The organism is Ihubacter massiliensis (assembly GCF_024125305.1).
Lineage (GTDB): Bacteria > Bacillota > Clostridia > Peptostreptococcales > Anaerovoracaceae > Hominibacterium > Hominibacterium faecale.
This window is the reverse complement of record NZ_JAMXVH010000001.1, coordinates 4,146,600-4,161,986: the sequence shown is the minus strand read 5'-3', so window position 1 is coordinate 4,161,986 and position 15,387 is coordinate 4,146,600. Positions and strand designations below refer to the sequence as shown.

General features: G+C 49.3%; 13 protein-coding genes. 2 read left to right on the top strand and 11 right to left on the bottom strand.

The annotated features are described in order from the left end of the window. Positions 1 to 318: 318 nt before the first annotated feature. The 10 genes from ileS to NIA71_RS19020 form a co-directional block, all read right to left on the bottom strand. The gene (ileS, locus tag NIA71_RS19070; RefSeq protein WP_253021211.1) at positions 319 to 3,432 is read right to left on the bottom strand and encodes an isoleucine--tRNA ligase; all 3,114 of its coding nucleotides are present in this window, start codon (positions 3,430 to 3,432) and stop codon (positions 319 to 321) included. A 399-nt stretch (positions 3,433 to 3,831) separates the two neighbouring features. Further along, the gene (locus NIA71_RS19065; RefSeq protein ID WP_253021210.1) at positions 3,832 to 5,079 is read right to left on the bottom strand and encodes a hypothetical protein; all 1,248 of its coding nucleotides are present in this window, start codon (positions 5,077 to 5,079) and stop codon (positions 3,832 to 3,834) included. After that, positions 5,079 to 5,603 carry an RNA polymerase sigma factor gene (locus NIA71_RS19060; RefSeq protein ID WP_148397696.1) on the bottom strand — a complete coding sequence of 175 codons (525 nt, stop codon included), beginning with the start codon at positions 5,601 to 5,603 and terminating at the stop codon, positions 5,079 to 5,081. The genes NIA71_RS19065 and NIA71_RS19060 overlap by 1 nt, the downstream gene beginning before the upstream one ends. Before the next feature lie 442 nt (positions 5,604 to 6,045). Then, positions 6,046 to 6,936 carry a MerR family transcriptional regulator gene (locus NIA71_RS19055; RefSeq protein WP_253021209.1) on the bottom strand — a complete coding sequence of 297 codons (891 nt, stop codon included), beginning with the start codon at positions 6,934 to 6,936 and terminating at the stop codon, positions 6,046 to 6,048. 30 nt (positions 6,937 to 6,966) lie between these two features. Next, positions 6,967 to 8,337: an APC family permease gene (locus NIA71_RS19050; protein WP_148397694.1), complete on the bottom strand. Its 1,371-nt coding sequence runs from the start codon at positions 8,335 to 8,337 to the stop codon at positions 6,967 to 6,969. 16 nt (positions 8,338 to 8,353) lie between these two features. Continuing rightward, complete coding sequence (locus NIA71_RS19045) at positions 8,354 to 9,235, bottom strand: acetamidase/formamidase family protein (protein WP_253021208.1); 882 nt, start codon at positions 9,233 to 9,235, stop codon at positions 8,354 to 8,356. Positions 9,236 to 9,399: 164 nt separating this feature from the next. Beyond that, positions 9,400 to 10,749: an MATE family efflux transporter gene (locus tag NIA71_RS19040; protein WP_253021207.1), complete on the bottom strand. Its 1,350-nt coding sequence runs from the start codon at positions 10,747 to 10,749 to the stop codon at positions 9,400 to 9,402. A 20-nt stretch (positions 10,750 to 10,769) separates the two neighbouring features. Further along, entirely contained in the window at positions 10,770 to 12,359 is a 1,590-nt protein-coding gene (locus tag NIA71_RS19030) for an acyl-CoA dehydrogenase family protein (RefSeq protein ID WP_269478560.1), read from the bottom strand. Between the two features lie 73 nt (positions 12,360 to 12,432). After that, positions 12,433 to 13,185: a 4-hydroxy-tetrahydrodipicolinate reductase gene (gene dapB / locus NIA71_RS19025; protein WP_227754693.1), complete on the bottom strand. Its 753-nt coding sequence runs from the start codon at positions 13,183 to 13,185 to the stop codon at positions 12,433 to 12,435. Beyond that, positions 13,186 to 13,560, bottom strand: coding sequence for a metallopeptidase family protein (locus NIA71_RS19020; RefSeq protein WP_227754694.1), 375 nt, complete (start codon positions 13,558 to 13,560; stop codon positions 13,186 to 13,188). A gap of 273 nt (positions 13,561 to 13,833) precedes the next feature. Here NIA71_RS19020 and NIA71_RS19015 point away from each other — a divergent pair, with 273 nt between their 5' ends. After that, the gene (locus NIA71_RS19015; RefSeq protein ID WP_227754695.1) at positions 13,834 to 14,010 is read left to right on the top strand and encodes a hypothetical protein; all 177 of its coding nucleotides are present in this window, start codon (positions 13,834 to 13,836) and stop codon (positions 14,008 to 14,010) included. Between the two features lie 108 nt (positions 14,011 to 14,118). Continuing rightward, on the top strand, positions 14,119 to 14,319 hold the full coding sequence (locus NIA71_RS19010; RefSeq protein WP_148397689.1) for a hypothetical protein: 201 nt from the start codon (positions 14,119 to 14,121) through the stop codon (positions 14,317 to 14,319). Positions 14,320 to 14,392: 73 nt separating this feature from the next. Here the strand turns inward: NIA71_RS19010 and NIA71_RS19005 are convergent, their stop codons facing one another. Next, positions 14,393 to 15,322: an ATP-binding protein gene (locus tag NIA71_RS19005; protein ID WP_367177922.1), complete on the bottom strand. Its 930-nt coding sequence runs from the start codon at positions 15,320 to 15,322 to the stop codon at positions 14,393 to 14,395. Between the last annotated feature and the right edge of the window lie 65 nt (positions 15,323 to 15,387).

The following is a 15,387-nucleotide window of genomic DNA, read 5'->3' as shown; positions in this document are numbered from 1 at the left end:
ATTTTTTTGGTGGATGCGGGAGGGATCTGGTGTTGTGAGGCATGTGGGCTGCAATAAATTTTTAATTTTTTAAAATTTAGTGTAAAATTCCAATGTTTTCAAGGGTCAAATTGTGTCAAAATCCCTGAAAATTTATATGTCTCGAAACTTTGCGCCCTGAGGCCCACAAAATTTACACTAATTTTAAATAAAATATCCCGTTTTCGTTATGGTAAACCAAAAAGTACAAGTAATTGCAGTTCTTGCGATACATTTACGGACCCGCCAGTGCCGCAAAGCAGCACCGGCGGGTCCGATATTATCTTACACCTGAGACAACTATTTCCGTTCTACCCCGATCCCTGTCTTATGTCCATTCAAATCATATTCCTGCAAACCGCTGCCCGCTTCCATCTCCACGGCCAGCGTTTCATTCATAATATATTCCTTGTAGCTTTTCACAGCCGCCGCAACAGCTTCATCCGCATCGATGGTAATTTTAATATTGTCCATCATCTCGAAATCATGCTGCTTTCTCAGCTGCTGAACTTTGGAAACCAGCTCTCTTGCCAGACCTTCATCGATCAGCTCTTTGGTCAGAGTCGTGTCGAGAATGGTAAATACGTTGTTTTCCATGGCCACCGCAAAGCCTTCCTTGGCGCTGATCTTGGTGTCCACCATATCAGCCGTTATTTCCGTTGCTTCGCCGTTCAGATCCAGGTTAATCTTGCCCTTTGCTTCCAGCTCTCCAACTACGGCCGCCGCATCGGCTTTTGCCAATGCACCGCCGAAGGCCTTGATGTTTTTGCCCAGCATCGGACCTGCAACCTTGAAATTGGGCTTGAGGCTGTAGTTCATAAATTTGTCCAGTTCTTTTTCAAAGACCACTCGCTTCACATTCAGCTCTTCCATGATCAGCGGCGTCAAATCGCCGATCAGCGATTCATATTTGCCGTCTACCAGAATTTCGCCCAGCGGCTGGCGGACCTTGATTCTTTCCTTTTCGCGGGTTCCGCGGCCCAGGCCGACCAGGTCGCGTACCAGGTCCATACGCTCTTCAACCTTGGCATCCATCAAGGACTCATCCGCCTTGGGGAAGTAAGCGATATGCACCGATTCCTCGCCGGTCAGGTTCACATAGATTTCATCGGCAATAAAGGGCGCGAAAGGCGCGATCAGCTTGGATACACCCACCAGCACTTCGTAAGTGGTCGCGTAAACGGATTTTTTATCATCGTTCAGCTCTTCTCCCCAGAACCGTCTTCTGGCTCTGCGGATATACCAGTTGGACAAATCTTCAATGACAAACTCCTGGATCTTGCGCACGGATTTCATGTGATCGTAATGATCCATTTCAAAGGTCACTTCCTTTACCAGCTTGTTATATTTGGAAATGATCCACCGATCCAGTTCAGGACGTTTGTCATAATCCACAGAAAGCTGGGCCGGATCGATTCCATCCTGGTTGGAGTAAAGGACGAAGAAATTGTAAACATTCTTCAAAGTGCCGAAGAATTTGCTGACGATTTCCACCAGCCCGTCTTCATCAAATCTGGTTGGCGACCAGGCCGGCGAAACATGGAGCAGGTACCATCTGGTGGCGTCGGCGCCGTACTTATCGAAAAGCTGGAACGGATCCACCGTGTTGCCTTTGGATTTGCTCATCTTTTTGCCGTTTTTATCAAGGATCAGGTCATTTACCAGCACATTCTTGTAAGGCGCTTTTCCTTTAATAAAGGTGGAAATCGCCATCAGAGAATAGAACCAGCCTCTGGTCTGGTCGATCCCTTCGCAGATAAAGTCTGCCGGGAATAATTCTTCATCAAACTTTTCTTTATTTTCGAACGGGTAGTGCTGCTGGGCAAAAGGCATGGAGCCGCTGTCAAACCAGCAGTCCATAACTTCCGGAATCCTGGTCATCGGTTTGCCGCAAACCGGGCAGGTCAGGTGCACATCGTCCACATACGGTCTGTGGAGCTCGATGCTCTCATCGACATCCTCCTGGGCCTTTTCTACCAGCTCCGCCCTGCTGCCGATGCACTCCAGATGGCCGCATTCACAGCGCCAGATGGGGATCGGCGTACCCCAGTAACGGTTTCTGGAAATGGCCCAGTCTTTCACCTCTTCCAGCCAGTTGCCGAAACGTTTTTCACCGACAAAGTCCGGGAACCAGTTGACCGTATCATTGTTGGCGACCAGCTGATCCTTCAGCTTGCTCATTTCAATGTACCAGCTAGGCTTGGCATAGTAGACCAGCGGCGTTCCGCATCTCCAGCAGTGGGGATAGTTATGCTCAATTTTTTCTTTGCCGAAAATCTTGTTTTCGCCTGCCAGCCATTTGATAATATCAATATCCAGACCGTCTTCCATAACAAACCGGCCCGCCCATGGCGTTTCTGTATATTTCCCCTCTTCATCCACCGGATTGACAACCGGCAGATCATAGCGGCGGCCGGTCTGATAGTCATCTTCACCAAAGGCCGGTGCCGTATGGACGATGCCCGTACCATCTTCAATGGTAACGTAGTCCGCGCAGGTTACGAAAAAGGCTTTTTTGTCCGGCTTGACAAAAGGCATCAGCTGCTCGTACTCGATATATTCCAGAGCCTTGCCCTTCATTTCTTCCAGGACTTCATAGTTTTCCCCGCCCAGAACTTTGTCTGCCAGAACCTTGGCAACATAGAAAATTTTGCCTTCTTCGTCGCCGGCGGTCATCTTTGCCTTGATATAATCCACGTCCGGACCTACGGTCAGTGAAACGTTGGACGCCAGTGTCCAGGGGGTTGTAGTCCAGGCCAGGAAATATTCATCCGCGTCTTTGCGCTTGAATTTTGCTGTGATGGTGTTTACTTTTACTTCTTTATAGCCCTGGGCAACCTCGTGGGAAGCCAGTCCTGTTCCGCACCGCGGGCAGTATGGAAGGATTTTATGGCCTTCGTAGATCAGCCCTTCTTTAAAGAATTCCTTGAGGATCCACCATCCGCTCTCGATGAAATCGTTATCCAGGGTGATGTAGGGGTTGTCCAAATCGATGAGATACCCCATCCGTTTGGTCATCTCCCGCCACATGCTTTCATAGGTGAATACGGACTCACGGCACTTTTCATTGAATTCCTTGATGCCGTATTTTTCAATGTCCTGCTTGCCGCTCATCTCCAGCTGTTTTTCCACCTCGATTTCAACGGGAAGGCCGTGGGTGTCCCAGCCGGCTTTCCGCCTTACCTCAAAGCCCTGCATGGTCTTGTAGCGGCATACCGAGTCCTTCAGCGTTCTGGCGATAACGTGGTGTATTCCAGGTCTGCCGTTGGCTGTCGGCGGTCCCTCGTAAAAGATGAAGGACGGCTGTCCTTCTCTTGTGGTTACACATTTGTGGAGAAGATCTTCTTTTTCCCACTGGTCCGCCTGCTCCATCTGCAGTTTTGCAATGGGTTTTTCCGATAAGTTTTTAAACATATCTCTTTTCCTTTCTATCTCTATTTTTAAGTTTTGTAAAGCACAAAAGCTCAGTATCGCGCGGGGTAAATGGTGCAAACGGCGCGGGTACCTTATTCAATGCCTCCCGCAAAGCCAAGTACGAAAAAATCCCTGACTCTCCAAAGCAGAGAATCAGGGACGATAAAATACCGCGGTACCACCCTGGTTGCAGCTGCAAGCTGCCCCTTCATTTTGTAATCAAGGCTCCGAAGTGATCTTCACGATCCGCTTCACCGATGTTTTCTCACCATCAAACATCTCTCTGTAAGGGTTTTACACGGGGCTACTGTCTTCATCCTCGCCTCTTGTTATTGACTTCATATACGTTGATATTTTATATGCTCCAGCCCCTAAAGTCAAGGGATAAATCCCGCGAACTCACTCAGTAAACCGATCAAAATTGATTTTTTCCAGACATGCTTTCAAATCCTGTATCGCCACCTCTGGTTCTTCGAGGGATAAATGGTTCAGCTCCGCCATATATGCATCCCAGAGCCGCACCTCTTCATCGCTCAGATTGCCGTATTGTTTCAAAAGTTTCTCATAGGCAGCGGCGTTTCCGTTCTCTGCAAAAGCCTCCTTCATCAGCTGGGGCTCCTCTTTGTCTGCCGTATCGATGGCAGCGCTGACTTTTTCCTCCAGCGCTTCGCGCCCGCTCAGTTTTGTCTCCTCCTTAATTTTTTTATCGTACATGCGATTGATCCCATCCAACTGTCGGTTATATTGGTCCAAATCTTCCTGGGCAAAATCCCTGGCCGCATGCACAGTTACAAAATAGCGACCCGCCTTTCCAAAAGCAGAAACACGCATTTCATCCACAGTGCCGATGAATGGAATTCCTGAATTGGTTTCAATCTGAACCGTTTTTTTCTGCTGTTCTTTGGGGCCGGTGTTGGACTCAAACCCCATCCAGGGGAAACTCCCTTCGGGGGTGAGGTCGATTGACAAAATCGTGTTTCCCTGCGCCTGATTCTGGTCTGCAATTTCCATTTCCAAGTGCAGATTGCCATCGTCAAACGAATAGCCCCCACTGGACTGGCTGATGGTACTTTTCAAGGCATCGGCCAGCTGTCGATTCAGAATTCCACTCAGGCCCCTGATTGCCAATTGGTTCTCCATGTCTTCATAGGAAGAAATCGCTTGTCCCTCTGTTGCATATTTAAGTCCATATTCCTGGCAGATTTCTTTGACCTTCTGCGGCATGTCATAGACGGCATCCGCGCTGCGATCTGCTGTTTTAGCCAGTTCTTCTTCGGTCAGGCTGTCTAAATACCGGTTGTACTCCCGGGCCGCCCGATACTCTTTTGAATCCATGGCCGCATTAACCGGCGTGGCCGAGCCATCTTCGTTTTTGATTTCCGGGAACAAAATTCCCGACGCATAGGCGACGGTTCCAATGGTCAGGATCGCCGCCATCACCGCCGCCAGGCTGATGAGCAGCCGCCTTCTTTTCCCCCCGGCTCTGCCGCATCCCTTTCCATAGCGCCACTTTGGCACGTCCGTCTTTGCCGCCAGTCCTTCCAGCTCCAGCAGCTTGGCCGTAAGCTGATCGGCCAGATTTACATCTCCCTCCTCGATTGCCTGATCCAGCTGATTTTTAATCATTTCATCCTTGTATTTTTTCATCAACACACACCTCCGCTCCCCATATCCATTTCCCTGATAATCCTTCGCACCTCTTTTCTCAACCTGACATACCGCATCTTCAGCGCCGTCTCTTTTATGCCTTTTTCCTGGGCGATCTGGCGCATGGACTTCTTATCCAGATAGTAAGACTGATAGAGTTCCCGCTGTTCCTGACTCAGCCGCTCCATCACTTGAGGGACAAATTTCCTTTCATCAATGTTCCGATCTTCTTCGGCGAGGATGGCCTCAAGCAAATCAGGATCACCTGACACTGGCTCTTCTTTCAATTCCATCGCTCTGTGTTTGGCATCATCCCGCAGAGCTTCGTAAGTCTTTAGTTTTGCTGTCCGATAGAGAAATGCCGGCGGATTTTCATGCCTGAGAAATCGGCTTCCTTTTTTATAGGCGATCAAAAACACTTCCTGGGTCAGATCCTCCGCCAGAACCGGATTCTTCGTCATTCCATGGATGTAGTTATAGATCCGTCCATAATTTTCTTGATATCGATCTTCGAAGCTTTTCAAGTGGAACTCACCTCCTTACCCATATATGCGAATTTTTCTGTCAGGTAACATCGCTTTTTATGCAGTGAAGTTCAGGCGACATAGGGCTTACGAAAAAAGCATAAATAAATACAAGTTTTTACGCAGATTTCAACGCTTGCGCCCTCTCAAAATCAACCAGAAGCAGCAAAACCTGCTTCATCTCAATACCAGGTCCCGCAAACCCACAAGATTGCGTAAAAAAAGAAACCTTTCAATGAAATTTTCCCGATTTGCGTCAATACTTCAGCACCGCAAAAGCAGATCATTCGCCGCTCAGCGCTTCGCGGAGTTTACACAAAAAGAGGCTGATCGCATCTATCACTCTTTTTGATGCAATCAGCCCCAAATCTTTCCAATCCGCATTGCTATGCTCTCTTGCGGCAGCCCCTTGCGGTGAGCCAATATTACAGCCGTCCCAGCTTCACAAGCCCAAATCAAGGACCGGCACCTTTGTTTCTCCGTCCGCCTCCCGCCCATCCCCAGCAACCGGCAGATTGAGCCGGAAAATATACTGATCGGGCTTCATAGTATCGCTGGGTTCCAAAAGGCACTGCAGAATCAGCTTGCCCACAGGCTGAAGATGGTTTTCACGGACCCAGGAACGCAGTCTGTCGTAGATCCGTTCCAGCTCCTCATATCCGCCTACGCAAAGGGCCGAAGCCGCCAATACGCCGTTAAAACGCCTGATCGCTTTTGAGCAGCAGTTTTCTTTGTATTGAACCGGCATGCAGAGCAGAAAACCGCCGTATCCCCGAATAAAGCTGCGGACATCGTTGGTCTGCGGAGTCAGAATCAAAGCCCCTGTCTGTAAAAGTCCCAGGCGGTCCCGCAAGTTTTGGATCTTGAGACAGCATTGGGTAAAGAAGGCAAGGTCGTGAAAGGGCTCTTCCATGTTCATGCAAAGGACATCGGCAGCAGGCAGCTGCCGCAGCTCCGGCGGATGACTGTGATAAAAGCATTCGCTGCCTGCCGCCTGATACTGGCGCAGAATGTACTCTCCCTTGGACAAATAGTCATCAATGTCGCTGACCGCCTGCAGCTGCAATTCAATTTTCCGCTTGGCCTCACTGACCTTTTCCCGAAAACCGGAAAGATCTTTTTTGACCAGGATCATCCGCATTTCTTCCAGAGAAAACCCAAGCATCTTCATATTTTTAATCAGCTGAACCTGGAGCATCTGCTCTTCATCGTAATACCGGTATCCGGTAGCATCATTTCGATATGCGGGTTTGAGGAGCCCCACCTGATCGTAATGGCGCAGTGTCGGGATACTCAGCCCGGTAAGCTTTGATAATTTTCCAATCGAATACATTTGTTCCCAGCCTTTTTCCTTTATCATATCCTATAATTCAATATTTTTAAAGGCTTCCGGTACCTCTTTGTAGCCTTTTGATTTGATAAATCCGATGACCACTCCGATGATCAGCCAGCCGAAGCCTACGATATAGCTGATATAGTCAAAGCCGGTAAAGACATAGATCAAGATGGCCATACCTATGAAGGGGCAGACCAAATTTTTGATAAATCCTGCTCCGCCCCTGATCTTCTCTCTGATGAAAAAGTAGAAGAAGGTGGCGAAATTGAGCATGATAAAGGATCCCAGCGCTCCGAAATTAACCAGCCTGACCAGGGTGTCGATGGGAACCGCGATGGCAATCACCAGCGAAAAGATGGACAGCAGATAAATGCCCACATACGGTGTACGGAACTTGGGATGCACCTTGGCGAAGATATGAGGAATTACCCGGTCTCTGCCCATGGTATAAAGGAGCCGTGCCGCCGATGACTGGGCTACCATGGTATTGGCAATACCGGCAGCAACGATGGTCACGCCGACCATCACAATCCGGAACCATTCTCCCAGGGCCAGAGCGGCCGCATCGTAAAAGCCCGCTGCGATATCCGTATTCTGCCAATCGGGAAGAATGAGACAAGCCACATAAGTCTCAACAATAAACAGGAGCCCGATGCTGATGAGGGCGATCATAATCGCTTTTCCGATATCTCTGGCTGGTTCCAACGCCTCTTCCGCAAGGGTGCTGATGCCGTCAAAGCCCAGGAAGGACAGCGCGGCTATGGTGCAGGCCGAAGCGATGAAATTGAGGTTGATCTTGCCCGGCTGGTAAATAGGCTCAATGGAGAAACCGCCTGTGCCTCCGCCGCCGGCGATAAAGCTGATGCCGCCGATGAGGAAGATAACCACCACCACCAGTTCAATGAAAAAGAGGATGATATCCGCTTTCGCCGTATAATCGATCCCTCTCACATTAATCAGGGTATTGACGACGATAAAGGCGATAATCCAAGCGATCGCCGGAATTCCGGGAAACGTTTCCACACAAATGTTGGAGACCAGCGCATACAAAAGGGCTGGCACGAAGATGTAATCCAAGAGGATCATCCATCCTGCCACAAAACCCACATGATGGTTAATTCCCCGCTGAACATAGGCATACACCGATCCGCCTACGGGAAATCGCCGGCTCATCTGCATATAACTGAGAGCCGTAAAGACCATGGCGATGACGCCTACCAGATAGACAAAGGGCGTCATTCCGCCGCTGGCCTGTTCAATTTCTCCGAACACCGCCATCGGCGCGATGAGCACCATCATGATCATTCCATAAAAGACCAGGTCCTTCAGCTTGAGCGTACGTTTGAGCTGAACCTGTCCATCTGCTGACGAGGCCTGAGGGGCCGCATTGTTGTTCATTTAACTTGTCTCCTTTCTACTTGATCAATTCCTTACCTGGGATTTTGGGAACGCCGGCTCTCAAAATCATGTCAATGGGACATGGCAGCGTAAACTGGTTGATCTCAATATCGCCCTGCAGGGACAGATACAGGAACACGTCCGTCTGATCCCAGCCATAGGCATCCACCATCAGCCGCTGCAATTCCCGGCATGACTGGTTGAGGGCGGTCTCATAATCAGGCGCAGCCACATTGACATACCATTTATCCTTTGTCTCCGTCATCGGCCAATGAAGTTCAAAGTCCTTAATCAGCGAAATCTTCACCCTAACGTCGGCGGCGATTTCAATCCCATTTCCGCAGAGCTCGCAGTCGCCCTGGGAAGCATGTACGTCTCCCATGCCCAAGAGCGCTCCCGGAACCTGGACCGGCAAATAAATTCTGGATCCCCGCTTAATCATTTTACTGTCCATGTTGCCGCCGTGATCCCCCGGCAAAAAGCAGAGAGGCTCCCCTTCCTCCGGCGCTACGCCGATGACGCCCAGCATGGGATCCACTTCCCACCTTATATCGTTGAAATGGGCGATACGGTTTTTCACTGGAATGATCTTTGTCCGGGGAACGGACTGTTCCATAAGAGGTCCGCCGATATTGCAGCACACCCCCTGGTCTGCCACATCGATATCCAGGATATCCACCACCAGAACATCTCCCTTTTCAGCGCCATCCACATACACCAGCCCGGTTGCCAGATCGGCATCGCCATCGGTTATGTCCTCCGGGTAGTCCGCTTCGGTCTTGATATTGCCCGAATAACAGTCCAGTGTTTTGAACAGCAGCGTTTCACCTGGATTCACCGTACAGCATGGTTGATGGTTTTTCGAAAAAGTACTGACAACTGCTTCGATCGTTTTCATGATTTCTCCTCGCTTTGTTTATAAATTTCCCTTGATTTACCCCGTCTGTATGCTCTTATGCTAACCCTAAAGTCTACTTTAGAGTCAAGGATGATCTTTTCCATGCAAACAAAAAAGAGAGCATCCTGTCGTTTTTTGACAATGCTCTCTCGAAAAACCAATGGTCATCTGCGGGGCGGATGATCGCGAAAACCTTTCCCCACTTTCAAATAAATCAAACACAGAACAATGGACAGACAACTGGCCAGCGGCGGGACAAATCCCATTTCATATAAGGTAATTCCCGGCAGCCTGCTGAGGAAATAGGAGACTGGAACCCGGACGCCGAAGGTGGCCAGAAGGCTGTGTATCAGCGAAAACAGCGAGTAGCCGCAGCCGCTGAAGAAGGAATTGGCGCAGAAAATGAAGGCCACCAGCATGCAGTCGATGGTATAATTTTGCAGATACAGGCCCGCCGTGTAAATCACCTGGGGGTCCTTGCTGAAAATGGCGGTCAGAGTCTCCGGATAAAACTGGCAGAACGCCCATATGGCAAGGCCGAAGAGGAAGGACATTCCCACGCCCACCCATAGACTCTTTTTGGCCCGGTCCATGCGCCTTGCTCCCACATTCTGCGCGGTCATAACCGCCACAGCCGACGCAAAAGAGGTCGGCACCAGCATGGCAAAGACGATGATCTTCTCATCGATACCCACTGCCGCCGATGCCACCAGCCCCATGGTATTGATGATGGCCGTGATAATGAGAAACGACACATTGACCAGCGCGTCCTGGACTGCGATGGGACTGCCAATTTTCAAAATACGGAAGGCCTGGCCCCCTTTAAAGCCGATGTAGCCCATACGGAAAGGCACCGGCAAACCTTTTTTCATCATATAGAGAATCCCCGCCAAAAAGCTGATTCCCTGGGCCGTAACCGTAGCAATGGCCGCGCCTGCCGCCCCCATATGAAAGACAGCGATCAGCAGCAGGTCAAGACCAATATTGATTACGCAGGCCAGGGCAATAAAATACAGGGGCGATTTGGAATCGCCGAATCCCCGAAACACACCGCTGACACCGTTGTAGCCCACGATAAAAGGCACTCCCAGCGAACAGATGGTAATATATTCTATGGTATATTCAAAGGCCTCCGGCGGAGTCTGCATGATCTCTGTGATGGGAGTTACAAAGACCAGCATAACACCGGTCAAAACCACTGCGATCACCAGAAACAGAGCCGCCAGATTGCCCACAGCCATGGCTGCATTCTTATCCCTTCTGGCTCCTACGAACTGGCCGATGACCACCGTTCCTCCCGTGCTGATCCCCAGAACGATTCCGGTGATCGTCTGCATGACCTGTCCTCCGATGGCCACCGCGGAAACGCCGGCTGAATCAGCGAACTGGCCCACCACCAAAAGGTCCACGGCCCCGTACAGAGCCTGCAGAATGCTGGCCAGCAAAAACGGCGCGGCAAATTTAAGCAGAGTGGGAACAATCGGCCCCCTTACCAGCGCTCTCTCATCTTTCATACACCCTCCAAATCAAAACGCTATTTCTCCCACTTTTCAATCAGCTGGGGAATCACTTCATAGACATCGCCCACGATCCCGTAGTCAGCGGCTTTAAAAATCGGCGCCTTTGGATTGCGGTTGATGGCAACGATCACCGATGATTCTTTCATCCCCGCCAAATGCTGGTTCATCCCTGAGATACCGCAGGCAAAATAAAGATCCGGCTTTACCGTACGCCCGGTAAGCCCCACCTGGACATCCTCATCGATCCAGCCCATGGATACGGCCCCGCGGGAAGCGCCCACACTGCCGCCCACTGCGTCTGCCAGCTGCTTCACCAGCCCCAGCTCTTCGGTCCGTTTAAAGCCCCTTCCGCCAGAACAGATGATCTCGTCCTTCTTCACGTCTTTTAAAGCCCCGATCAATTCTTCTACCGTATCAAAGAGAACCACCGGCTGCTTTTCCGCCTTATCCTGCTTCTTTTCCTGTTTGAAGATCTGGCCGGAAATGACCAGCTTCATCACTTCCGAAGTCCCTTCATAGATCTCTGTAATCTTGGCATCTCTCATATAGCGCTCAATGGGCAGGTCCTTGATGTATCCATAGCCGCCGTGGAACTGAACGGCCTTGATGGTCACTTCCATAGCCGTGGTCGAACAGGCCAGCTTGGCCTTAGCCGCGGTCACCGTCATATCAGGCAGACCCTTTTCCCGCACATCGGCAGCCCGGTAAAGGAGCAGGCGGGCGCCGTCGATCTTGGTCTCCAGTTCAGCCATTTCAAAGGCCATGGCCTGAAACCCGCTCAATTTTTTGCCGAACTGTTCTCTGTGCTTCATATATTCTACGGTTCTGTCAAAGGCTCCCTGAGCGATTCCCAGGGCCTGGGCCGCGATGCCCAGACGTCCCACGTCCAGAGAAGTCATGGCTACCTTAAAGCCTTTTCCCAGCTCTCCCAGGAGGTTTTCTTTGGGAACAATGCAGTTGTCGAACACCAGCTCCGATGCGATGGAACCGCGGATCCCCATCTTGTCTTCCGTCTTGCCTTTATAGAAGCCCGGCATCCCTTTTTCCACGATAAAGGCGCTGATTCCCTTGGTTCCTTTAGATTGGTCGGTCATAGCCATAACCACATAGACATCGGCGATACCGCCGCCGGAGATGAACACCTTGGATCCATTGAGCAGATAGTGATCGCCCTTATCCTCGGCAATGGTCTGCTGCATGGCCGCGTCGGTTCCCGCATTGGGCTCGGTCAATCCAAAGGCGCCGATCTTTTCCCCGCTCAATAGAGATGGCAGATATTTTTTCTTTTGCTCTTCACTTCCGTATGTAAAGATGGGCCAGCAGCAGAGCGCGTTGTGGGTCTGCACGATGACGCCGTGGGACGGACAGATTTTGGAGATCTCTTCCACTGCCATTACATAAGTCACGTAGTCCAGCCCGGCTCCGCCGTATTCCTTGGGAAAGGGCATGCCCAGCATTCCCATCCTGCCCAGTTTTTTCACGGTTTCAAGCGGGTACTCGGCATCCCGGTCCATCTTGTCCTGAATGGGCACGATTTCCCGTTCGCCAAACGCCCTCAACGTTTCTTTCAACTCCAGCTGCTCTTGTGAATAACCAAAATCCATGTTGTCCTCCTCGTTACATAAAAAAAATTGCTGTTGATCCGAAGATCCGATGCTGTAAGCAAATGCCTGTTGTTTACAATCCGATCACATCTTCCATTGTATAAAGTCCGACGCCGTGCCCGGCCATATAGACCGCCGCATCGCACGCACCCCTGGCATAGCACTCCCAATTATATGCGTGATGGGAAATTTCCATCATCTCACCCATGCAGCCAAAGAATACTTTGTGGCTGGAAGGTGTATCTCCGGCACGAACGGAATGAAAGGCGATTGAATCCATCGGTTTTCCCGACCTTTCTGCCATTTCCTCCGCCAGCTCCAAGGCCGTGCCGCTGGGGGCATCCAGCTTATCCTGGCTGTGAAGGTCTAAAATTTCAATTTTCGCTTTGTCTCCCAGCGCATTGGCGGCAATTCCCAGCAGCTTACGCATCACATTGACGACAAAAGATGTATTGGCCGCTTTCATCATGGGAATTTCTTTCCCGGCCGCCAGCAGTTCTTCCTCCTGCTGAGGCGTAAAGCCGGTGGTGCCGCATAAAAACCCTTTTTTATATTTTTTGCAGATTTCCAGAACCTCCATGGAAAGTTCCACTCTGGAAAAATCCACAACCAAATCGCATTGATCGATGATCTTTGTAAGATCGTCGTAAACAAGCGCTCCGATTTCTCTTCCCAGCCCGGCTGCCAGTCCGATGTCCTTGCCGATATAGTCTCTTCCCGCTGGTCCCAGGCCGCCTGCGATCCGTATATCGTCCCGCTCACAGGCCGCCTTGACAATCAGTCCGTCCATATGTCCCCGCGGAGCCGTAATGATGATATTTACCATTTAAAGACCTCTCTCCTTTCGATATCTTTTAAGCTGCTTTTCGTCCTCAATCTCCAGATCCTTTTCACCTGCCAGCGATTCCAGGTGGTGGGTGAACTCGTGAAACAAGGTTTCTCTCAGCTTGGACTTAAAAGCTTCACCTTCCAAATAGCCAAAAAGCTTTGCGAAAGAACCGTAATAAACCTTAATCAACCGTCCCATACTGCCGCCGCTTTGATATTCCCCTAAAATGTACAAATCATCACAGACTGCATGGGGACTCATTTTGGCCTGAGGCAATAGCAGAATTCCTCCGTTGAGTTCCTTGTAAATGCCCGACGGCAGCTCTTCTGCGATTTCATCCAGCATGACTTGTGCTTCATCAATTGTTACCATAGCAATACTCCTTTCTATACAGTATATCTTTTTTTCAGCCTTCAATCAATGGAACAATTCCAAAGGTTTACGAATTAATTAAAGCGTTCATGTACAAACTATAAGCGTAAACGGATATCGTTGGCACCGATCCGTGCCCCATTTTAAATTAATAAAATTTTTAGAAAATTTAGCGGTAATTCTGAAAAAAACGTGGTAAAATAGAATCAAAGAAACGTTTCATTTAAATGGGGAAGTTGCAGACTTTATCCGAAAATCAAAGGAGGGCTGAATATGCCACTTATTATTTTAGGAGTATTGGTCTTCGGCGGCTTGCTGGCTCTGTTCGAAACCATCAGAAACAAGAAACATCACACTGCTTCTTCCAAGGGAAAAGCAGACGAAGTTGCCCCAGTCATTTATCTTCCAACCGATTTGGAGTTGGAAAAGAGAAAAAGACACATTATTTAAGAGAAACGTTGGCGTAGGAAGAGGCAAACAATGGGATTTACCTCTTTTTACTTCAATGAAAATAGCCCGAGTTTTGTAAGGAATGGATATTAGGAAGGGAGGTCAGGTATGCCGCTTATTCTTTTAGGGCTGCTGGTTGTAGCCGGCCTGTTGGCCTATATGTATTTTACCGGTCATTCGGAAGGTTTTGTCAGAAAAAAAACGAACGATAAAAACCCTGACCAGAAGGACAAAGAAGCCACCGTCATCTACCTGCCCAATGATTTGGAAAAAGAGAAGAAGAGGAGAAAAGTCAAAACAGGCAAGTAGTCTAAAAAAATAAACCCGTTGGGATGCGCTTTATGGCCTCCCAGCGGGTTTTCTTTGTCAGGCGACCTCTGTGTTAAATAATGTCTTTATCTAACAGAAAATCAATCATGTTGATATGCAGGATACCCTGATCATCATACCAACGTTTGCCTATATCTTTTCTTACTACGATCTTTGGAAAAAAGTCACCCACAAGGGCAAAGGGACGAATCTCGCTTTCAGCCTTTTCCTCGGTCGTTATCGCATATGCTGACTGGATATACGCCCGCTTGCTTCCGGAATTAACGACAAAATCGATCTCTCTTGGCGTACGGACCGAGTTTCCGTTCTGATTGGTTGTTCTTGCGTACACCACACCCACGTCCACAGAAAACTGGCGGTTTATCAGTTCGTTATAAAGAATGTTTTCCATGATGTGGGTCATTTCCTGCTGACGAAAGCCAATGCGGGCATTGCGCAGACTCAGGTCTTCGCTGTAGTATTTATTGGGAGAATCAAAATACGACTTGCCCTTTACATCATAACGCTTGCTTTCAGAAAATAAGAAAGCATCCTCTAAATGGTCGATATAGGCGCGAATTGTATTTGCGGAAACATCGAAATTTCGCTTTGATTTGAGCGTATTGGCAATCCGTGCCGGGTTGGTCAATGAACCGATGGAGGAGCATAGCAGGTCCAAAATCTGCTCCAGAACATCCTGCCGTTCTATTTTTTTGCGTTCTACGATATCTTTGATATATACTTCCGTAAAAAGCGATTTGAGATAGTTCATCTTTGCCGCATCGCTTGGCCGTGAGAGGATCAGAGGCAAACCTCCATAAAAGGCGTACTCATCAAACGCTTCATTCTTGTCACCGCCGACAGCGGAATAGTATTCAGCAAAGCACAGAGGATGTACACGAATCTCATCACTTCTTCCTCTGAACTCGGTCAAGATATCTGAAGAAAGCATTTTGGAATTGCTTCCCGTTACATATACGTCCAGATTGGGTAGGCTGCGCAGGTCGTTTAATGCGTCATAAAACGTAATCTTTTGTCCTTCCGGATTATATGGGTTAGAAACTTTAT